General features: G+C 57.0%; 18 protein-coding genes. 7 read left to right on the top strand and 11 right to left on the bottom strand.

Annotated elements, in window-relative coordinates; translation table 11 throughout:
- Window positions 1-95: 95 nt before the first annotated feature.
- A complete protein-coding gene (hutC, locus tag HMPREF0201_RS11500; RefSeq protein ID WP_016536830.1) occupies window positions 96-857 on the top strand; it encodes a histidine utilization transcriptional repressor HutC in 762 nt (253 codons plus the stop codon).
- Window positions 854-1,408: a HutD/Ves family protein gene (locus HMPREF0201_RS11505; protein WP_016536831.1), complete on the top strand. Its 555-nt coding sequence runs from the start codon at window positions 854-856 to the stop codon at window positions 1,406-1,408. Before hutC ends, HMPREF0201_RS11505 begins: the two co-directional genes overlap by 4 nt.
- Window positions 1,409-1,439: 31 nt before the next feature.
- On the opposite strand, the gene HMPREF0201_RS11510 is transcribed toward HMPREF0201_RS11505, so the two are convergent.
- Genes HMPREF0201_RS11510 through HMPREF0201_RS11545 form a run of 8 tightly spaced genes read right to left on the bottom strand, consistent with a single transcriptional unit; the run spans window position 1,440 to window position 9,212 of the window.
- Window positions 1,440-2,207, bottom strand: a complete 768-nt coding sequence (locus HMPREF0201_RS11510; RefSeq protein ID WP_016536832.1) for an enoyl-CoA hydratase-related protein — start codon at window positions 2,205-2,207, stop codon at window positions 1,440-1,442.
- On the bottom strand, window positions 2,200-3,096 hold the full coding sequence (locus HMPREF0201_RS11515; RefSeq protein ID WP_016536833.1) for a 3-hydroxyacyl-CoA dehydrogenase family protein: 897 nt from the start codon (window positions 3,094-3,096) through the stop codon (window positions 2,200-2,202). Before HMPREF0201_RS11515 ends, HMPREF0201_RS11510 begins: the two co-directional genes overlap by 8 nt.
- 16 nt (window positions 3,097-3,112) lie before the next feature.
- The gene (locus tag HMPREF0201_RS11520; protein ID WP_016536834.1) at window positions 3,113-4,309 is read right to left on the bottom strand and encodes a CaiB/BaiF CoA transferase family protein; all 1,197 of its coding nucleotides are present in this window, start codon (window positions 4,307-4,309) and stop codon (window positions 3,113-3,115) included.
- A complete protein-coding gene (locus tag HMPREF0201_RS11525; protein ID WP_016536835.1) occupies window positions 4,302-5,861 on the bottom strand; it encodes an HAL/PAL/TAL family ammonia-lyase in 1,560 nt (519 codons plus the stop codon). Before HMPREF0201_RS11525 ends, HMPREF0201_RS11520 begins: the two co-directional genes overlap by 8 nt.
- Before the next feature lie 10 nt (window positions 5,862-5,871).
- Entirely contained in the window at window positions 5,872-6,756 is an 885-nt protein-coding gene (locus HMPREF0201_RS11530) for an ABC transporter substrate-binding protein (protein WP_016536836.1), read from the bottom strand.
- Between the two features lie 33 nt (window positions 6,757-6,789).
- Entirely contained in the window at window positions 6,790-7,470 is a 681-nt protein-coding gene (locus HMPREF0201_RS11535; protein ID WP_016536837.1) for an ABC transporter permease, read from the bottom strand.
- Window positions 7,471-7,473: 3 nt separating this feature from the next.
- The gene (locus HMPREF0201_RS11540; protein WP_016536838.1) at window positions 7,474-8,118 is read right to left on the bottom strand and encodes an ABC transporter permease; all 645 of its coding nucleotides are present in this window, start codon (window positions 8,116-8,118) and stop codon (window positions 7,474-7,476) included.
- A complete protein-coding gene (locus HMPREF0201_RS11545; RefSeq protein ID WP_016536839.1) occupies window positions 8,115-9,212 on the bottom strand; it encodes an ABC transporter ATP-binding protein in 1,098 nt (365 codons plus the stop codon). The genes HMPREF0201_RS11540 and HMPREF0201_RS11545 overlap by 4 nt, the downstream gene beginning before the upstream one ends.
- Window positions 9,213-9,707: 495 nt before the next feature.
- Between HMPREF0201_RS11545 and hutU the strand changes: the two genes are divergently transcribed.
- From hutU to gap, 5 genes are all read left to right on the top strand, one after another.
- Window positions 9,708-11,381 carry a urocanate hydratase gene (hutU, locus tag HMPREF0201_RS11550; protein WP_016536842.1) on the top strand — a complete coding sequence of 558 codons (1,674 nt, stop codon included), beginning with the start codon at window positions 9,708-9,710 and terminating at the stop codon, window positions 11,379-11,381.
- A 50-nt stretch (window positions 11,382-11,431) separates the two neighbouring features.
- The gene (gene hutI, locus HMPREF0201_RS11555; protein WP_016536843.1) at window positions 11,432-12,640 is read left to right on the top strand and encodes an imidazolonepropionase; all 1,209 of its coding nucleotides are present in this window, start codon (window positions 11,432-11,434) and stop codon (window positions 12,638-12,640) included.
- Window positions 12,633-13,430, top strand: a complete 798-nt coding sequence (hutG, locus tag HMPREF0201_RS11560; protein ID WP_016536844.1) for an N-formylglutamate deformylase — start codon at window positions 12,633-12,635, stop codon at window positions 13,428-13,430. Before hutI ends, hutG begins: the two co-directional genes overlap by 8 nt.
- A 41-nt stretch (window positions 13,431-13,471) precedes the next feature.
- Complete coding sequence (locus HMPREF0201_RS11565) at window positions 13,472-14,452, top strand: GlxA family transcriptional regulator (RefSeq protein WP_016536845.1); 981 nt, start codon at window positions 13,472-13,474, stop codon at window positions 14,450-14,452.
- 78 nt (window positions 14,453-14,530) lie between these two features.
- Window positions 14,531-15,541, top strand: a complete 1,011-nt coding sequence (gene gap, locus HMPREF0201_RS11570) for a type I glyceraldehyde-3-phosphate dehydrogenase (protein ID WP_039898315.1) — start codon at window positions 14,531-14,533, stop codon at window positions 15,539-15,541.
- A 47-nt stretch (window positions 15,542-15,588) separates the two neighbouring features.
- Here gap and HMPREF0201_RS11575 read toward each other — a convergent pair whose 3' ends face one another.
- The 3 genes from HMPREF0201_RS11575 to HMPREF0201_RS11585 form a co-directional block, all read right to left on the bottom strand.
- The gene (locus HMPREF0201_RS11575; RefSeq protein ID WP_016536847.1) at window positions 15,589-16,899 is read right to left on the bottom strand and encodes a serine hydrolase domain-containing protein; all 1,311 of its coding nucleotides are present in this window, start codon (window positions 16,897-16,899) and stop codon (window positions 15,589-15,591) included.
- 183 nt (window positions 16,900-17,082) lie between these two features.
- On the bottom strand, window positions 17,083-18,741 hold the full coding sequence (gene mqo, locus HMPREF0201_RS11580; RefSeq protein WP_016536848.1) for a malate dehydrogenase (quinone): 1,659 nt from the start codon (window positions 18,739-18,741) through the stop codon (window positions 17,083-17,085).
- A 298-nt stretch (window positions 18,742-19,039) separates the two neighbouring features.
- Window positions 19,040-19,600, bottom strand: a complete 561-nt coding sequence (locus tag HMPREF0201_RS11585) for an NADPH-dependent FMN reductase (RefSeq protein ID WP_016536849.1) — start codon at window positions 19,598-19,600, stop codon at window positions 19,040-19,042.
- Window positions 19,601-19,638: the final 38 nt, after the last annotated feature.

Genomic DNA, 19,638 nt, shown 5'->3' on the forward strand with positions numbered 1-19,638 from the left:
GTTCGATGTTAATCAATTGTATATACATGCATGTATATATACATCCAAATAACGGTAGAGTAAACTTTAAAGCATACCCGGGCGAGGAATGATGAATGGCACAAAGCGACGTTTTTAAAGCAGCGGCAGAGACGGAAAGTCTGGAGCAGCCGGCCCCCTATTATGAGCGGGTCAAAAGCATCATTAAGACCAATATTCATAGCGGACTTTGGCCGGTAAATTACCGCGTGCCGTCCGAAAGCGAGCTGGTGAATCAGTTCGGTTACAGCAGGATGACCATCAACCGCGCCCTGCGCGAGCTGACCTCCGAAGGCCTTCTGGTGCGCATGCAGGGCATCGGCACTTTTGTAGCCGAAGTCCGCGGGCAGTCTGCGCTGCTGGAAATCAATAATATTGCCGACGAGATTGCCAGCCGTGGCCACCGCCACCACGCACGCGTTCTGGAGCTGACTCAAGTCTATGCCGACGCGCAGCAGGCGCTGGCGTTCAACCTGCCAAAAGGCAGCCGCCTGTTCCACTCGCTGATTTGCCACTACGAAAACGGCGTGCCGGTGATGCTGGAAGACAGGCTGGTTAACTCGCTCATCGTACCCGACTATTTCCAGCAGGATTTCACCCGCATTACGCCAAACGCCTATCTTTCTTCTATCGCGCCTATTGTCGAAGGTGAGCACATCATCGAGGCGGTAAACGTTACGCGCGAAGAGTGCGTTTATCTGGAGATAGACGAGCAGACTCCGTGCCTGCAAGTTAACCGCCGCACCTGGACCGGGCGGCAAAATAAAAAAATCGTCACCAGCGTGCGCCTCGTATATCCCGGCTCGCGCTACCGCCTTGAAGGGAGCATGCACAAATGATTCGCCTGCTGCCCTATGCCGACAGCCCGGAGATGCCGTGGAAAAACGGCCTGGGCGTAACGCGCGAGATCTCTCGCCATCCGGCTGTGGAGGCCTATGACTGGCGTATTTCGGTCGCCACTATTCGCGACGATGGCCCCTTCTCTCGTTTCAGCGGCTATCTGCGCAATATCAGCGTGCTGGAAGGCGAAGGCATGTTCCTGACTATCGACGACGAAGAAAGCGGGTTAATTGCGCCGTTTCAGGCCACCGACTTTAACGGCGAGAGCGAGGTTTCCTGCAAAATTCACGGCGGCCCGCTGCTGGACTTCAACGTTATCTATAAATCAGAAACAACTACGGCCGCCGTAAGCTGGCTGCGAGACGGAGAGTGGTCAGAGCAACAAAATACCCAGTTGCTGTTCAATGCCGGAGAAACTCTGGAGCTTGAGGTGAACGGCCAGCATTATGCTCTGGGGCATTATGACAGCCTGCTGATTGGCGCTCCGGCAAGCGTGGCGGTCGCATCAGGCCAGAATGCCCGGTTCGCCCGCGTAGTCATCGGGCAGTAAATACCGGCAGCCAGGCTGCCGGGCGCAATCTTCAGCGGCCTTTGAACTCGGGCCGCTGTTTGCTTTTAAACGCTTCAAGCCCCGCCGTGCGGTCCTCGCTGTCGGCAATCAACGCCGAAAGCACTCTTTCATAAGCTACGCCCGCGCTGAGCGGCATTTCGTAGCTGGCGGCCACCGCTTTTTTAATCATTACCGCAGCCAGCGGAGCCGCTTTTGCAACCTGCCCGGCGAGCGCCAGCGCCTGCTGTTCAAGTTCATCGGCGGCAACAATGCGGCTCACCAGTCCGGCCTGAATAGCCTCCTGAGCGTTGATCCTTCTGCCGCCGAGCAGCATCTCCATCGCCAGCGACTTGCCCACCGCCCGCACCAGCCTTTGCGTGCCGCCCGCGCCGGGGATAACGCCGATATGGCTTTCCGGCAGCCCGAACTGCGCCGCCTCGTCGGCGATGATGATATCGCACAGCAGCGCCAGCTCCAGCCCGCCTCCCAGCGCATAGCCGGAAACGGCGGCAATCAGCGGTTTTTCAATTTCCCCAACCCGGTCCCATTTTTCACTAAAGCCGCTGCGCCATAACTCAGTGGCGGAAGCGGAGGCCAGGGTGCCGGTGTCCGCTCCGGCGCTAAAAGCCTTCGGAGAGCCAAGCAGCACAATTGCCCGGACTTCCGGCTGCCCATCCAGCTGCTTTAAGGTGTTTACCAGCTCGTCCAGCATGTCAGCAGTCAGCGCATTGTATTTCTGCGGGCGATTAAGCGTGACGACGGCAACCGCGCCTTCGAGGCGGCATAAAATGTCACTCATCTGCCGCGCTCCCGCCGGTGAGTCCCTTCACAGTTTCATCACGCTTGCGCATTGCGGCGGCGGCCGTTTCCGGCGTCCAGGCGTAGAAACCTTCCCCGCTTTTGACCCCAAGCTGATTATCCGCAACCTTTTGCTTCAGCCACGCGGGCAGGCTGTCGCTATTGTCCAGCGCCGGAAGCAGAATCCCCGCAACCTTCTCAACCGTGTCCAGACCGGCAAAATCCATCAGCTTCATCGGCCCCATCGCCGCCCAGCGCGGAGCCAGCGTGCGCTGTACCGCCCGGTCAACGTCCTCGACCGAGCCGATCCCCGCATCCACCAGATACAGCGCCTCCCGCAGCATCGCGTATTGCAGCCGATTGATGATAAAGCCGGGAATATCCTGGTTAACGGTAATCGTCTCTTTACCCAACTGGCGGCAGATATCACGTATCCGCTCGCAGACCTCATCGGCGGTTTTCTCGCCGCGAACAATTTCAATCATCGGCATGGTATCCGCCGGGTTAAACCAGTGCATACCGATAAGCCGCTGCGGCTGGCTAAGGCCCGAAGCCAACAGCGTGATAGAAACGCTGGAGGTGTTGGTCGTTATCAGGCACTCAGGGCCGACCAGCTGTTCGACGGTTTTCAGCACGCTTTTTTTGAGCGCCACGTCTTCCGCCACGTTTTCAGAGACCAGGTCGGCCCCGGCGAGGCAGCTTTCAAGCCCGGTGGTAAACTCAACGCCGCCCTGCGCGCCGAGCGATGCCACAATCGAGCGAGCTTTATCCAGCGTCTGCTCCGAGCGTGACCACAGGCTTACGCTAAACCCCGCGCGGGCCATCACTACGGCAATCCTGGCGCCCATCGTTCCGGCACCCACAACCGCCACCTTTTTCATTTGAGCCATTTGCTTTCTCCGCCGCTTAAATCACGCCCTGCGCTCTTAGCTGAGTAAGAGTGGCCTGGTCGATAGCCAAAATTTCACTCAGCACGCTGTCGGTGTGCTCCCCAAGAGACGGCGGAACCAGGGACGGCTCGACCGTTACCGCGCTCATTTTTACCGGCTGCGGCACGATAGCGATATCACCCGCGGTTGGGTGCTGAACCCGCTTAACCAGTTCGCGCTCGCGCGCATAATCGCTGGTAAGGATCTCCTCAAGACGCAGAACCGCAGAGGCAGGAACCCCCGCGTTATCCAGCAGGGCCTGAGCGTCGCTAACGGTTTTATCTGCCAGCCAGCGTTCAATTTCTTTACGCAATGGCTGCTGGTTAGCCAGCCGCAGCGGATCGGTAAGGTAGAGCGGATCGGCTGCCAGCTCCGGCCTTTCCATCGCCGTACACAGCTGGCGGAACAGCTTGTCGTTAGCCACGGCAATTACGATATGCCCGTCCTGAGCCGGATAGCTGTCCATCGGGGCGCTGATGGGGTGCGCGTTGCCCAGCCGCCCGGCGGAAGGCTGGCCGCCAATCCACTGGGTCAGGGAAACCATTTGCAGCGTCACCATGGTGTCGAGCATTGAGACATCCAGATGCTGGCCTTTACCGCTAATTCCGCGCTGCAACAACGCGGCAAGTACCGCCCAGCTGCCGTATAGCCCGGCGACCACATCCCCGATGGCGTCGCCCACTCGGGTCGGCTCGCCTTGCGCCCAGCCGGTCACCTGCATAATGCCGCCGTAAGCCTGCACAATGTGGTCGTAGGCGGCCTTATGCGCCATCGCCCCCTGCTGGCCAAAGCCGGAAATACTGGCGTAAACCAGCCGCGGGTTAATCTCCTGAAGCGTCTGGTAATCAATGCCGAGACGCTTAGTCACGCCTGGGCGGAAGTTCTCCACCAGCACGTCGGCTTGTGCCACCAGCTGTTTAAGAATTTCCAGCCCTTCCGGCGTTTTTAAATCCAGCGTGACGCTTTTTTTGCCGTGGTTGAGCTGCATAAAATAGCTGCTCTCCCCGGCGATATGCGGGGTAAAGCTGCGCGAGTCGTCGCCGCTGCCCGGCATTTCAATCTTAATAACCTCGGCACCGAGGTCATTGAGCAGCGAGGCGCACCACGGCCCGGCCAGCACGCGGGACAAATCAAGCACCCGAATGCCCTTCAGCGGCTGCAAAGCTTCACTCATTTTCGTTCTCCTCAATCAGGGAGCACAGCCTGCGGCTGAGTTCACCGGCCGCAATCAGGTCGCGAACGGCATGCATATCAGGATAAAGCGCGGTGTCCGTTTCGCGGAACGGGACGCGTTCACGAACCATACCCAGCGTCAGCTCGCTGCCGACGGAAGCCCGCAGCGGCCGATGAAACTCCAGCGCCTGGCAGGCGCACAGCAGTTCAATGGCGACAATATCGACCGCATTCGAAACGCCCAGTAAAGCCTTACGCGCGGAGGAAACGCCCATGCTGATGTGGTCTTCCTGCCCGGCGCATGTGGTAACGGTATGCACGCTGGCGGGCGCGGCCAGGCTGCGGTTATCCCCGGCAAGCGCGGCGGCAACATAAGGCGGGATCATCATGCCCGAGTTGGCACCGCTTCTGCCGACAAGAAAGGCGGGTAGCCCGCTGAGATGCACGTTGGTAATGCGGTCGGAACGAGCCTGCGAAGCGGTACTGACCTGCGCGATAGCAACCGCCAACGAGTCCAGCGCCAGAGCCAGCGGTGCGCCGTGCCCGTTGCCGCCCGGCAGAATAACCAGCTCGTCGTGCTCAATTAAAAATACCGGGTTATCGGTGACCGAGTTCAGTTCGATTTCAACAATACGGCGGCAATGAGCCAGCTGGTCGCGCACCGCACCGTGAATTTGCGGAATACAGCGCAGGCTGAGGGCGTCCTGCACGCGGTGGTCGCGGTAACGAGCAAAAATTTCACTGCCGTCCAGCAGGCGGCGCAAAATAGCGGCCGTTTGCCGCTGCCCGTCATGGGGGCGCAGAGCGTGCAGCCGCGCGTCGTAACCGCGAGTATTGCCCTTCAGCGCCTCCAGGCACATGCCTCCGGCCATATCGGCCACCGGCAGCAGGCGTTCAAAATCATGTATCGCCAGGCAGGCAAGACCGGTTATTTCATAGGTGCCGCTGATAAGCGCATGCCCTTCACGCGGGCCGGGAATACGTGGCGCAATCCCCGCTTTTTCCAGCGCTTGGGCAGAGGGCAGCAGCTCGCCCTGATACCAACATTTTCCTTCGCCAAACAGCGACAGGCCAATATGCGCGGTAGCAATCAGGTAACCCACGGAGCCGCTGGCAGGTGACCAGGGCGTCACCCTGCGGTTAAGCATTTCGGCCATACGCTGTACCAGCTCAGGGCTAACCCCGCTGTACCCCTGCAACAGCGACTTAAGCATCACCGCCATCATGGCGCGCACCTCGCGCACCGGCAAATCTGGCCCCATCCCGCAGGCGTGGCTGCGCAGCATATTGAGCTGCACGCTGGCAATTTGGTCCGCAGAAAGTCTTTCCGTGACCAGGTCGCCCACCCCGGTGGTCAGCCCATAAATGACCTTCCCTTCATCAATTGCCCGGCGAATATAGCCGCTCACATTCTCCATGTTCGCCAGCGCGTCAGGCGCGAGTGCAACCTGCGCGCCGTCGGCAATGCGTACCAGCTGTTCGATGGTGGTCGGTGTGATGCCCAGGGTTACGGCATTATGCTGCTGCCCGGAGGAGCCAGTTTGTGTTGTCATCTTGCTGTCCTTACTTGCTCAGGCCGTGTTTAACCAGCCACTGGTGAGCCACGTCATCAATATTCACAAACTCGGCAAGCTGCCCGTTCATGGCGATTAAATCGGCGGTGGTCAACTGGGCAGAGACTTTGTTCAGGGTATTTTCAATCGTCGGATTGAGCGTGGCGCTGGCCACGATCGGCACAATATTCTGAGCGGCAAACAGGTTTTTAGGGTCACCCAGCGCCACCAGATGATCTTTCTGGATTTCCGGCGTGGTGGACGTTAAGTCCGCGGCCTGAATCTGATTGTTTTTCAGCGCGGTCAGCGTCAACGGCCCCGCCACGTCCAGCACTTTGAAGTTTTTGAAATTCAGACCATAGACTTCTTTCAGCCCCGGCACGCCTTCATGGCGAGTCTTCCACTCCGCGGGGCCGCCCAGTACCAGCTCGCTGGCATAAGGCTTCAGGTCTTCAATGGTTTTGAGCTTGTATTTATCCGCCGTTTTTTTGGTTACCGCGATAACGTCGCTGTTTTGCGCCACCGAGGTGTTCAGCATCTTCACGTTAGCAGGCAGTTTGGCCGCCAGCGCGCTCGCCACTTCTTCTGAGCTATGGGCTTTGTTATTGGCATCCAGGTAACTAAGCAGCGCGCCGCTGTACTCCGGGATCACGTTGATGGAGCCGTCCAGCAGCGCCGGGATATAAACTTCGCGGCTGCCGATGTTGAGTTTTTTCTCCACCGGAATGTTTTGCGCCTCCAGCGCTCCGGCGTAGATGGTCGCCAGCAGCTGGTTTTCAGGGAAGTCAGCCGAGCCGATAATCACTTTCTGAGCGGAGTCTGCCGCCCAGGCGGAGGAGACAACGGACAGCATCGCGGCACTTAACAGCGTCAAACAACGTTTCTTCATATTCATCGCATTCACCTTGTGTAATTAACGGGCTGGAGATCACTGGGTTTTGATACGTCGGGAAATGCCGCGCGACACAACGAATTTCACCGCTACTGAAAAGAACACGTCAACAAACAGCGCCAGCAGGGCAACCAGCAGCGCACCGGCGGTCATTTGGGCAAAATCGTTCGCCGCCCTGCCGTCGATAATCAGGCGGCCAAGACCGCCCAGAGAGACATAGGCCGCGATAGTGGCGGTAGAAATAATTTGCAGCGTGGCGCTTCGAATGCCGGAAAGGATCAGCGGCGTGGCGCACGGCAGCTCAACCTGGGTCAGGATCTGGAAAGGCGTCAGGCCGATGCCCTTTGCCGCATCATGAACGCTGGGGTCTACGGAGCGAATTCCGGCGTGAACGCCGAGCGCAATCGGCGGCAGCGCCAGCACCACCAGCACGATGATACACGGCAGGATAAACGCCATATCCGACTCAAAATAGCCCGCCATCACGATGACCAGCAGGATTATCAGGCCAAAGGATGGCAGCGAGCGCAGCGCGTTAGTGGAGCCGATCAGCAAGGCTTCCCCCTTCCCGGTGTGGCCGGTATAGCAGCCAACCGGGAAAGCAATAGCGATAGCAATCGCCAGCGCGGCGGCGCTGTAGCCGATGTGCTGCGCCAGCAGAGGAAAGATGCCGTCGTCGCCATACCAGTGGCTAAGCGTGAAGAACCAGTCAGACATACGTTATCCCCTTACCGGCTGCCAGCGGCTTAATGAGCGGGTGCCGGCGACCACCAGGCAGTCCAGTACAAACGCCAGCACGATACACAGCACGATGCCGGCGATGATTGGCGTAAGAAATTGCAGCTGGAACCCCTGAGTAAACAGCGAACCCAGCTGCGGCGCGCCGATGAGTGCGGCAACGGAAACAATGCTGACGTTAGACACCACCGCCACGCGCAGCCCGGAACCGATAACCGGCACCGCCAGAGGAAGGTCAACCTGGAAGAACTGATGAATCGGCTTATAGCCCAGGGCAAACGCCGACTGCCGGGTGTCGGTTGGCACCGAGTCCAGCCCGTCGCACACCGTTCTCACCAGCAGCGCAAAGCTATAAATGGTCAGCGCCACCACCACATTTATCGGGTCGAGGATCTGCGTATTCAGCAGCGGCGGGAGCAGCACAAACAGCGCCAGGGACGGAATGGTGTACAGCAGCCCAAACAGGTTGAGCACCACGCCCTTCACTCGCGGCATGCTGTTGACCAGCCAGCCCACGGGAATAGCCAGCAGCAGGCCAATCAGAATCGGCGTTACCGACAGATAGAGATGCCACAGCAGCAGATTGAAGATCTTGTCGCTTTGCGACCACAGCCAGTCAAACCTCATACCGCCTCCCGGGCCATGCTCTTGCAGGCGTCCAGCACATGGTCGAGCGCGAGGGTGCCCAGCACTTCGCTGCGCTCGCCAATCACTACCGCCCGGTGGCAGGGGGAGCTAAGCGCGGAGTCCAGCATCTGGCGCAACGTGCCGCTTTGCGGGTAGAAGGTCGCCCCGAGGTTAACGTGTTCCGGCACAACGGCCTCAACCTGCTGATGGGTGTCGAACCAGCCGCAGGCTTTCCCCTCGCGGGTGACCAGCAGCCAGCGCTGGTCGGCAATATTACGCGCCATCTCAATTGGCGTTCCCAGTTCGGCGGTGGGTTCCATCAGCATTGAGGCCAGCGGCCCGGAGTTGTAGAAGCTCAGCTTGCGGTAGCCGCGGTCGCGGCCGATAAAGTCCGCCACAAAATCGCTCTGCGGGGCATTAAGCAGCTCCCCCGGCGAAGCCAGCTGCCCGAGTTTGCCGCCGGGTTTCAGCACCGCCACCAGGTCACCCAACTTCATCGCTTCATCGATATCGTGGGTGACCATAATGATGGTTTTACTCACCTCTTTTTGAATACGCAGAAACTCTTCCTGGAGCTGCTCACGCACGACCGGGTCTACGGCGCTGAAAGGTTCATCCATCAGCATAAACTCCGGGTCGGCGGCCAGGGCTCTGGCAACGCCAACGCGCTGCTGCTGCCCGCCCGAAAGCTGCCACGGGTAACGCTTTGCCAACTGCGGCGCAAGGCCCACCACTTCCAGCAGTTCGGCCGCTCTGGTCCTGGCCTTGTTTTTGCTCGCACCATTGAGGATTGCCGTGGTGGCAATGTTGTCGATGATGTTTTTGTGCGGAAACAGTCCCGCGTTCTGGATGACATAGCCGATACGCCGCCGCAGCTGCACCACATCCATTCCTGAAGTGGACTCGCCGTTAAGCAGGATTTCACCCGATGAAGGCTCAATCAGCCGATTGATCATGCGTAATGACGTCGTTTTGCCGCAGCCGGAAGGGCCAACCAGCACGGTGATTTTGCCCCCGGGAGCGACCAGGTTCAGGCCATCCACCACTACCGTTCCGTCGTCGTAAAACTTGGTCACATTGTTGAAAGTAATCATCGCTACGCCTCATGGTCATCTGGCTGCCGAATAAATGAACGGCTGCGTAAAAAAGCTATGTATAGCATTGTATGTACAATCTGCAAAGCCTGTGCCATAACAAAATAGCAACATCAGTAAAAACAAATAATATTGTTTTAAAACATGCAGATAATTATTTTTAGTAATTTTAATTGTGATCAATACGTGATTTTCATCAGGATTAAACGGGGTATGAAGAGTGATTTACCAGCTATCTGAACTGCTATTTTTGCCCTAAAAAGGATCAATCTCTTTGTAAAGCGCGCCAAATTGGTGCGTAAAGGGGGCTTAACGAAAGCATATATGATGTACACACAGCCACAATCAGAAATAACCGCATGTTTTTATTGATAAATAATTTCAATATTGCACCCGGCACGAAATATGCTAATCATGTATATACAAGCAGACGAAAAAATGACATGTTATTTTTCGTGAGCATTTCTCCCGCTATTCCTAAACAAGGTGAACCCCATGAAGAGTGAGTTTTCTCGTTACCGCGATGTTGAAATCAGGGCGCCGCGTGGCACAAAGCTGAACGCAAAGAGCTGGCTGACCGAAGCCCCGCTGCGCATGTTGATGAATAACCTCGATCCCGACGTCGCCGAAAATCCAAAAGAACTGGTGGTGTACGGCGGTATTGGCCGGGCGGCGAGAAACTGGGAATGCTTCGATAAAATGGTTGAAGCTCTTAAAGAGCTTAATGATGACGAAACCCTGCTGGTGCAGTCGGGCAAGCCGGTCGGGGTATTTAAAACCCATACCAACGCGCCGCGCGTGCTGATTGCCAACTCCAACCTGGTTCCCCACTGGGCAAACTGGGAGCACTTTAACGAGCTGGACGCCAAAGGGCTGGCGATGTACGGGCAGATGACGGCAGGCTCCTGGATTTACATCGGCAGCCAGGGGATTGTGCAGGGTACTTACGAAACCTTCGTTGAAGCTGGTCGCCAGCATTTTGGCGGCAGCCTGACCGGGCGCTGGGTACTGACGGCGGGCCTCGGCGGCATGGGCGGCGCTCAGCCGCTGGCCGCAACTCTGGCCGGAGCCTGCTCCTTGAATATTGAGTGCCAGCAGTCGCGCATCGACTTCCGCCTGCGTACCGGCTACGTGGACGAGCAGGCCAAAGATCTCGACCATGCGCTGGCGCTTCTCAAACGCTACACGTCCGAAGGCAAAGCGGTTTCTATCGCCCTGCACGGCAATGCGGCGGAAGTTTTACCCGAGCTGGTTAAGCGCGGCGTACGCCCGGATATCGTCACCGACCAGACCAGCGCCCACGATCCGCTCAACGGCTACCTGCCGGTTGGCTGGAGCTGGGAAGAGTACCGCGAGCGCGCCGCCGCTGAACCTGCGGCAGTGATTCAGGCGGCTAAAGCCTCTATGGCGGAGCACGTCAAAGCGATGCTTGCCTTCCAGCAGCAGGGCATTCCGACCTTCGATTACGGGAATAATATCCGCCAGATGGCAAAAGAGATGGGCGTCAGTAACGCCTTTGACTTCCCCGGCTTTGTGCCGGCCTATATTCGCCCGCTGTTCTGCCGCGGCATCGGCCCGTTCCGCTGGGCCGCGCTGTCCGGGGATCCGGAGGATATCTACCGCACGGACGCTAAAGTGAAAGAGCTGATAGCGGACGACAAGCACCTGCACCGCTGGCTGGATATGGCGAGAGAGCGCATCAGCTTCCAGGGTTTACCGGCCCGCATCTGCTGGGTAGGCCTGGGCCAGCGCGCGCGCCTGGGTCTGGCGTTTAACGAAATGGTCAGAAGCGGCGAGCTTTCTGCTCCGATTGTTATCGGCCGCGACCATCTGGACTCCGGCTCCGTTGCCAGCCCGAACCGCGAAACCGAAGCCATGCAGGATGGCTCCGATGCGGTTTCCGACTGGCCTCTGCTGAACGCCCTGCTGAATACCGCCAGCGGCGCAACCTGGGTTTCTCTGCACCACGGCGGCGGCGTAGGCATGGGCTTCTCCCAGCACTCCGGGATGGTCATCGTTTGTGACGGCACCGACGAAGCGGCAGAGCGAATCGCCCGCGTGCTGAATAACGATCCTGCGACCGGCGTAATGCGCCACGCGGACGCTGGCTATGAAATTGCTATCGAGTGCGCAAAAGAGCATGGCCTGAATCTGCCTATGCTTAAGTAATGTCCCCGTGGCGCGGCAGATGTCGCGCCACATCCTCAAGAGAGAATGCTATGCGGATTTTATGGCACAACTGCCAAATCGTCACCATGGCCGAAGGCCGTTACAACCTGATAAAAGAGGCATCACTGATTACCGGAGACGGCAAACTACTGTGGCTCGGCGAAGATGCCGGGCGGCCTGACATTGCCGTTGATGAACACAAAGATTTGCAAGGCAGGCTGGTGACACCGGGGCTTATCGACTGCCATACCCACAGCGTGTTTGGCGGCGACCGCAGCCAGGAATTCGAAATGCGCCTTAACGGTGCAACCTATGCCGACATTGCCGCAGCCGGCGGCGGCATCGCCAGCACGGTGAAAGCCACCCGCGAGGCCAGCGAGCAGCAATTGCTGGAAAGCGCCCGCCGCCGCATTAACGCCCTGCGCAAAGACGGCATTACCACCCTTGAAGTGAAATCGGGCTACGGCCTGAGCCTCGAAGATGAACGCAAAATGCTGCGCGTTATTCGCCAACTGGGGCAAAGCCTGCCGTTAACGCTACACAGCACCTGCCTTGCCGCCCATGCCCTGCCCCCTGAATTTAAAGGCCGCAGCGACGAGTTCATCGCCGAGATTTGCGACAGCTGGCTACCGGCGCTGCACGCCGAAGACCTGGTTGATGCGGTAGATGCCTTCTGCGAACACCTTGCGTTCTCCGTTGCCCAGGTTGAACGTGTGTTTATTAAGGCCCGCGAACTTGGCCTGCCGGTAAAACTGCACGCCGAACAGCTCTCGTTGCTGCACGGAGCCGGGCTTGCCGCCCGTTACAATGCGCTTTCTGCCGACCATCTTGAATACCTGTGCGAAGAAGATATTGCCCTGATGGCCGAACACGGCACCACCGCCGTGGTGCTGCCGGGTGCATTTTATTTCCTGCGCGAAACCAAAAAGCCGCCGATTGAGCTGCTGCGCCAATATCAGGTGCCGATGGCGATTTCCAGCGACCTTAATCCCGGCACTTCTCCGGTGCTGTCCCTGCGGCTGATGATGAACATGGCCTGCACGCTGTTCGGGCTAACGCCGGAAGAAGCCCTGGCTGGCGTTACGTTGCATGCGGCACGCGCGCTTGGCGTCAGCGATACCGCAGGCTCGCTTGAGCCGGGGAAAGAAGCGAACTTCGTGGCGTGGGAAATCGACCATCCCGCAGAGCTTAGCTACTGGCTGGGCGGCACATTGTCAAAACAGGTTATTTATCAGGGTAAAGAGGTGTGGAATGACTAACGCATTTGAGCTACACAAAGGCAACCTGCCGCTGCTTATCAGCATGCCGCACCCCGGCACTCGCCTGACGACGGAAGTAGCAAACGGGCTAACCGAACGAGCCAAAAAGCTCGAAGACACCGACTGGCATATTCCGCAGCTTTATCAACCCATTCGCGAAATGGGCGCCAGTATTCTTAGTGCCGGTTATTCACGCTATGTGGTTGATCTAAACCGCCCTGCCGACGATAAACCGCTTTATAACAGCGCAACCACCGGCTTATTTACGGATATTTTCTTTGACGGTGAACCGCTGTTTGAGGCCGGTAAAGCGCCAGATGAACAGGCCAAAGCGGCAATCTTAGAAAACATCTGGCAGCCCTACCATCAGGCTCTGGCTCAGGAACTGGCGCGGCTGCGGGAAACCTTTGGCTATGCCCTGCTCTGGGATGCACATTCGATAAAATCCGTGGTGCCACGCCTGTTTGAAGGCCGCCTGCCGGACCTTAACTTCGGTACCGCCGACGGCACCAGTTGCTCCCCGGAACTCAGCGATGCCCTGCTGCACGCCAGCGCTGACTTTACGGATTACAGCAAGGTGCTGAACGGGCGCTTCAAAGGCGGCTATATCACCCGGCATTACGGTTCGCCGCAGAACAATATTCATGCGGTACAGCTTGAAGTTGCCCAGTGTTGTTACATGGATGAAGAAACCTTCGTTTACTCCGACGAGAAAAGCGTTCCGTTCCAGCAGTTGCTGACCCGTTTGATTGGCACCGCGCTCGACTGGGGAAAACGGCACTACGGCTAACCGCTATTGACTTAATTTGTCAAAAGAGTACGTTTCAGGACATGAAAACGATTCTGATCATTGTTCCTGACGGCGGCATGCTGTTCGAGGCCGCCGGTATCGCCGATATTCTGATGCAGGCTAACTGCCTGCATGTGGATGAATCCGCCCCGCCGCGCTACCGGGTAAGCATCGCCACCACTCAACCCCACCACGTAGTTCATGGCCGTTCGGGACTTAACCTGCTGGCCGACCACCGGCTGGCGGATCTCGACCCGAATGAGCCGCGCGATACCATCATGATAACCGGCAAAGGCCTGAGCGAGCCGGAGGGCAGCGAGGTGGTTAGCTGGCTGAAACGAGCAGCGCCAAACGCAGAGCGCATCGCCTCTATTTGCGGTGGCGCGATTTTGCTGGCCCAGGCGGGGCTGCTGGACGGCCGCAGGGCTACCACCCACTGGCGGCTACTCGAGAGCATGCAGGCCAGCTGGCCGAAGGTAAAAGTGGAAGCCGGGCCGCTGTATATTCAGGACGGCCCCGTCTGGACATCCGGCGGCGTCAGCTCCGGGTTTGATCTCACCCTTGCGCTGGTTGAAGCCGATTACGGCTTTACCCTCGCCCGCGACGTAGCGCAGGATCTGGTGATGTTTCTGCATCGCCCCGGCGGGCAGCTACAGTTTAGCCGCTACCATCTGCGGCAGGCGGCAAACTCAGGGCCGGTATCTCAGTTACAAGACTGGCTGCTGGATAACCTGACCGAAGACCTGTCGGTGGAGAAACTGGCGGAGCGCCTCGCCATGAGTCCGCGCAATTTTACCCGCGTGTTTACCCGTGAGACCGGCGTATCGCCCGCCCGCTATGTTGAAGAGGCCAGGCTCGCCGCCGCTCGCCATCGTCTCGAGCAAACCAACGAAACCCTGGAGCGGGTTGCCATTGCGGCCGGTTTTGGCAGCGCGATTAATCTGCGCCGCGTTTTCGAGCGCCATCTCCACCTGACGCCGGGTGAGTATCGCGAGCGTTTTCACTGCCGCAGAATGGCCTGAATTGATCCTTTTTCGTCGTTTACGCCACCGGGCTCCGGGCATACAGTGACTCCAGACATTAAAGAGAAGGAGTCAATCATGGTTAAGGTCGGCATTAATGGTTTTGGCAGGATCGGACGCAACGTACTGCGTGCCGCGCAGGGTAACCCGAATATTCAAATCGTGGCGATTAATGACCTGACGGACAGTAAAACGCTCGCTCACCTGCTGAAGCACGATTCCCTGATGGGGAAATTCCCTGCTCCGGTTGAGGCGGGTGTTGGCCAGTTGCTGGTTGACGGTAAACCTGTCCGCGTATTTAGCGAGAGAGATCCTGCGCGTATTCCGTGGCACGAAACCGGCGCTGAAATCGTTATCGAAGCAACCGGCTTCTTTACCTCCCGCGAACAGGCGGCGGTGCATATCACCAGCGGCGGAGCAAAACGCGTCATTATTTCCGCTCCCGGAAAAGATGATGACCTCACTATCGTCCTGGGCGTGAACCACGACAGCTACAACCCTGAAAAGCACTTTGTCGTCAGCAACGGCAGCTGCACCACAAACGGCCTGGCCCCGGCGGCTCAGGTGCTGCATCAGGCATTCGGCATTGAGCACGGACTGATGAACACCACCCACGCCTATACCAACAGCCAGGCACTGCATGACCAGCCTGAAAAGGATTTGCGCGGCGCTCGCGCGGCGGCACTCTCCATCGTGCCCTACTCCAGCGGTGCGGCAAAGGCGCTCGGCAAGGTGATACCGGAGCTGGACGGCCGCCTGACGGGTTATTCCCTGCGCGTGCCGGTACCGGTGGTCTCTATCGTGGATTTGACCGTAACGCTTAAACGCGACGTCACGGCTGAAGAAGTGAATGCGGCATTCAAAACAGCGGCTCAATCCGGCCCGCTGAAAGACATTCTCGGCTACAGCGACGAACCGCTGGTGTCCAGCGACTATCAGGGCGACCCGCGCTCGTCGATTATCGACGGGCTTTCTACCCTGGTGATTGGCGGCAACCTGGTCAAAATCCTGGCCTGGTATGACAACGAATGGGGCTTCTCGAACCGCCTGGTTGACCTGGCGGTGCTGATGGAAAAACGCGGGCTGTAATTCACCCGCACGTTGAGAAAAGCCAGTCATTTGACTGGCTTTATTTTTTATTTCAGATGGTTGGCAATGGCGTTAAACATCAGCGAAGCCTCAAGCGGCTGAGCGCTGAAGGAAGGTTCCGCCTTCGGCCAGGTTGACCACTGCACGATGACCAGCTTCTCTTTCTGGTTAACCATAATTATCTGCCCGTAGATGCCAAGCGCCCACATGGAGTCTTTACTTTCCAGGCCGTGCTTCGGCCCCACATCGCCCGCATTAGCCGGGACGCTATTGTTCCACCACTCATAGCCGTAGCTGCCGTCCGGATGCGCGGCGGTGACGGATTTCTCAGCTTTATTCCAGCTTCGAGCCTGCTCAACCCAGTTATCCGGGAGCATTTTCTTGCCGTCCGGCAAGACGCCGTTATTCATAATGAACAGGCCAAATTTGCCCCAGTCTTCAAGAGTGGCGTTGAAGCCGTGCGCGCCCACGTCGTGTTTGCCTTTCAGGTAGCTGTGCCAGACGCCGTCATTCGTCATGCCGTACGGCTGCCAGATAGCGTCCTGCAGGTTCTGCGCCAGAGACTTGCCGGTGGCTTTTTCCAGGGTATCGCCCAGCAGCCACGCGCCGCCGGAAGAGTAAGACCAGGCCTCGCCGGGCTTAGCGTAAGCTTTACGCTGAGGATCTTTTACCAGCTTATTCACGCAGTCGTAAGTATTGCTGCTGGCTTCGCACTGGGTGAGTTTGGCAAAGTCGGACTCTGGATTAGTGTAATCTTCACCCCAGGTCACGCCCGAAGTGTGCTGCAACAGCTGGCGCACGGTGACGTGCTCCCAGGCTGTCCCTTTGACGTCAGGATTATATTTAACAATTTCGTCGTCCAGCGAGGCGATCTTGCCCTCTTTGAGCGCCACGCCCACCAGCGTGGAAACCACCGACTTACCTACCGAGCGTGAGGTCCAAAGCGTGGTCGGCGTATTTCCCTCAGCGTAATAATCCGAGACAACTTTACCGTCTTTAATCACCATCATGCCGGTCACGCTGTTGCGCTTGAGGTAATCCGCCAGTTTAAAATCGTGCCCCTGGTATTGATAACTTACGCTGGATAAATCCTGCCCGGCACGCGGGATTGGCACCGCCTTTCCGGCTTTAAAGACATCGCCTTCATAAGAGCGATAGTCATTGCGAAAACCAATCACCCGCTGCTGTTGGTTCCACGTCAGCATATCTTTTACCGCGGGCAGCTGAGAGTCAGCCGGTGCCGGGCAGTGGGTCAATTGCAGAGTCTGGCAGTCGCTCGTTGCGGGAGCCGCATTTGCCTGCATGGCGGCACCCAGGCAGAGGGCAAGCAGGCAAATTCCGGTTTTCATTTTAGTCATAGTGTTTTCCTTCAGATTGGCGTAATGGCCTGTTAACCCGAGGAACTTTAGGGCAGAGATCTCAATAATTGATATCGGTTAGCGGGGGAATATCCCCCGCCAGATAGCGTTGTCGAGTCTGAGGGGCAAAAAAAAGCCCCCGCGCTGGCGGAGGCTTGATTCAGTTCGCTATAGCGCGGAGGTTTAGAGCGCCATATCGTGCTGCGGGGATGCTTCAGCTTTTGGCTCCGCCGGTTTGGCCTGCGGGAGCGCGCTCTGGTCGTTCATCTGAATAACCGGAGGTTTGGTCAGTTGCAGCGTCGCCGCAGTGTCGTTCCAGACCTTCTGGGTCAGTTCAACATTGCCGTTCATCTCCTGGCCGTAGCTTGGCACCACGGAGCGGATTTTGCTCTGCCATTCCGGCGAGTTGAACTGCTCAGGGAACATTTTCTTAAGCACGTTCAGCGTAATTGGCGCTGCGGTAGAAGCACCAGGAGATGCGCCCAGCAGTGCAGAGATGGTTTTCTGCTGGTCAACAACCACTTCGGTACCCAACTTCAGCACGCCGCCTTTATCTTCATCTTTTTTGATGATCTGTACGCGCTGGCCCGCCTGAATAAGTTTCCAGTCTTCTTTACGCGCGTCCGGGTAGTACTCTTTCAGCGCTTCAAAACGGTCTTCATCGCTCAGCATAACCTGGCCAATCAGGTATTTAACCAGATCGAAATTATCCAGGCCCACGTCGGTCATCGGCATAAAGTTGCTGGTGGTCGTGGTGCTCAGCAGGTCAAAGAACGAGCCGTTTTTCAGGAACTTGGTTGAGAAGGTTGCGAATGGCCCGAACAGCACCACGCGCTTGCCGTCGATAAAGCGGGCATCGATATGCGGGACGGACATTGGCGGTGCGCCAACGGAAGCCTGGCCGTATACTTTTTCCAGATGCTTGCTTGTCACCGCCGGGTTTTCGGTCATCAGGAACGAACCGCCTACCGGGAAGCCAGCGTAATTTTTAGATTCCGGAATGCCGGTTTCCTGCAATAATTTCAGCGCGCCGCCGCCGGCACCGATGAACACATATTTAGCGTCGATAGCGTGCTCTTTGCCGCTATTTACGTCTTTAATAGTGACGTGCCAGGAATTGTCGCCATTGCGTTTGAAGTCGGTAACTTCAGAAGAGGTTTGCAGCGCAAAGTTCGGGCTTTTTTTCAGGCTGCCGATCAGCTGGCGGGTAATTTCGCCGTAGTTAACGTCGGTGCCTACCGGCGTCCAGGTGGCGGCGACTTTCTGGTTTGCGTCGCGGCCTTCCATTACCAGCGGAGCCCATTGCTTAATTTGCTGGTGATCGGTGGAGAATTTCATCCCCTGGAACAAGGTTGTTTTTTGCAGCGCATCATAACGTTTGGTCAGATACTCGACGTTTTTATCGCCCCAGACAAAACTCATATGCGGAGTGGAATTAATAAACGAATGCGGGTCATTCAAAATACCGCGCTGAATTTGCGCCGACCAGAATTGTCGGGAAATCATAAACTGTTCGTTAATTTCCAGCGCTTTGCTCACGTCGATAGAACCGTCCGGACGCTCCGGCGTATAGTTCAGTTCCATATTCGCCGAGTGGCCCGTACCGGCGTTATTCCAGCCGTTAGAGGACTCAAGCGCAACGCCGTCCAGCTTCTCAACCATGACCTGTTTCCAGTCCGGTTGCAGCTCCTGAAGCCAGGTGCCAAGGGAGGCGCTCATGATCCCACCGCCAATTAGCAGGAAGTCGGTTTTTTGCGCGGCGTCGTCTTTAGCGTAGCTAGCTGAGCTTGCCAATAACGCAAGTGTAGTCAGGGAAATAATTGTCTTTTTCATTGCAGGCATAATATTAATATTGCATCGCAGGTGAATGAAGTCATTCTATGTTAACCCAGTTTCACGATATTTTAAAATCTCATTCACAATTTTAATAGTCCATACAATTAATACCGATGATTTTTTTAATTAAAAAAACCAAATATCTTTCAGTAATTTGATTTAATATTCCGGTAAAATATATCCTGTAACGTTGCGTTATTATCGGCTAATTCGCTTATTTATCGGGATGTTATTAGCAAAAAATCCACGCCGCGGCATGGATTCTGAATCCCGAATACAGGACATTAATGATTTGCTTTCAGGGTTAGCCGTTTGTGCTATTTTTCTCTACCACGTTTAAAAACACCTCCAGCTGAGCGCGAATATGCGCCCTCGTCACCGGGTCGGTCAGACGGCCATTCTCAATTTTTTGTTCGGCAAAACTGATCGCGATTTCCGGCAGCGGCACCATATTGCACAGCATGGATGCCAGCGTTTCACGCAGTTGATACTGCGCGCGAACCCCGCCCAATGCCCCCGAGGACTGCGAAACAAAGAAGACATATTTGCCCATCATGCAGCTGGCGCGCACGGGCCGTGAGAGCCAATCAAGCGCGTTCTTTAATACTCCCGGCATGCCGTGATTGTATTCCGGTAGCGTAATAATGACGGCGCCGGCCTCTTCAACCCGCCCTCTCGCGGCGATGACGGCCGCCGGAAGTTCACCTTTTTCCAGATCCTGACAATAATGCGGTAAAGCACCGATATCGAGCGCATCGAGGCTTACCTGCGGCGGCAGGCACTCGCCAATGCTGGTCAATATCGCGTGGGAGGCAGAAGCCGCCCGCAGGCTGCCAGCCAGCCCAATAAATCGTAATGTTTTCATATTTATTCTCCTTAAATATTATCGATGGGCGTATTATC

This window comes from Cedecea davisae DSM 4568 (genome assembly GCF_000412335.2).
Lineage (GTDB): Bacteria > Pseudomonadota > Gammaproteobacteria > Enterobacterales > Enterobacteriaceae > Cedecea > Cedecea davisae.

Excerpts from the sequence above, each read along its gene's own strand:
- hutC (WP_016536830.1), top strand. The coding sequence starts at position 96 with ATGGCACAAAGCGACGTTTTTAAAGCAGCGGCAGAGACGGAAAGTCTG.
- HMPREF0201_RS11505 (WP_016536831.1), top strand. The coding sequence starts at position 854 with ATGATTCGCCTGCTGCCCTATGCCGACAGCCCGGAGATGCCGTGGAAA.
- HMPREF0201_RS11510 (WP_016536832.1), bottom strand. The coding sequence starts at position 2,207 with ATGAGTGACATTTTATGCCGCCTCGAAGGCGCGGTTGCCGTCGTCACG.
- HMPREF0201_RS11515 (WP_016536833.1), bottom strand. The coding sequence starts at position 3,096 with ATGGCTCAAATGAAAAAGGTGGCGGTTGTGGGTGCCGGAACGATGGGC.
- HMPREF0201_RS11520 (WP_016536834.1), bottom strand. The coding sequence starts at position 4,309 with ATGAGTGAAGCTTTGCAGCCGCTGAAGGGCATTCGGGTGCTTGATTTG.
- HMPREF0201_RS11525 (WP_016536835.1), bottom strand. The coding sequence starts at position 5,861 with ATGACAACACAAACTGGCTCCTCCGGGCAGCAGCATAATGCCGTAACC.
- HMPREF0201_RS11530 (WP_016536836.1), bottom strand. The coding sequence starts at position 6,756 with ATGAATATGAAGAAACGTTGTTTGACGCTGTTAAGTGCCGCGATGCTG.
- HMPREF0201_RS11535 (WP_016536837.1), bottom strand. The coding sequence starts at position 7,470 with ATGTCTGACTGGTTCTTCACGCTTAGCCACTGGTATGGCGACGACGGC.
- HMPREF0201_RS11540 (WP_016536838.1), bottom strand. The coding sequence starts at position 8,118 with ATGAGGTTTGACTGGCTGTGGTCGCAAAGCGACAAGATCTTCAATCTG.
- HMPREF0201_RS11545 (WP_016536839.1), bottom strand. The coding sequence starts at position 9,212 with ATGATTACTTTCAACAATGTGACCAAGTTTTACGACGACGGAACGGTA.
- hutU (WP_016536842.1), top strand. The coding sequence starts at position 9,708 with ATGAAGAGTGAGTTTTCTCGTTACCGCGATGTTGAAATCAGGGCGCCG.
- hutI (WP_016536843.1), top strand. The coding sequence starts at position 11,432 with ATGCGGATTTTATGGCACAACTGCCAAATCGTCACCATGGCCGAAGGC.
- hutG (WP_016536844.1), top strand. The coding sequence starts at position 12,633 with ATGACTAACGCATTTGAGCTACACAAAGGCAACCTGCCGCTGCTTATC.
- HMPREF0201_RS11565 (WP_016536845.1), top strand. The coding sequence starts at position 13,472 with ATGAAAACGATTCTGATCATTGTTCCTGACGGCGGCATGCTGTTCGAG.
- gap (WP_039898315.1), top strand. The coding sequence starts at position 14,531 with ATGGTTAAGGTCGGCATTAATGGTTTTGGCAGGATCGGACGCAACGTA.
- HMPREF0201_RS11575 (WP_016536847.1), bottom strand. The coding sequence starts at position 16,899 with ATGACTAAAATGAAAACCGGAATTTGCCTGCTTGCCCTCTGCCTGGGT.
- mqo (WP_016536848.1), bottom strand. The coding sequence starts at position 18,741 with ATGCCTGCAATGAAAAAGACAATTATTTCCCTGACTACACTTGCGTTA.
- HMPREF0201_RS11585 (WP_016536849.1), bottom strand. The coding sequence starts at position 19,600 with ATGAAAACATTACGATTTATTGGGCTGGCTGGCAGCCTGCGGGCGGCT.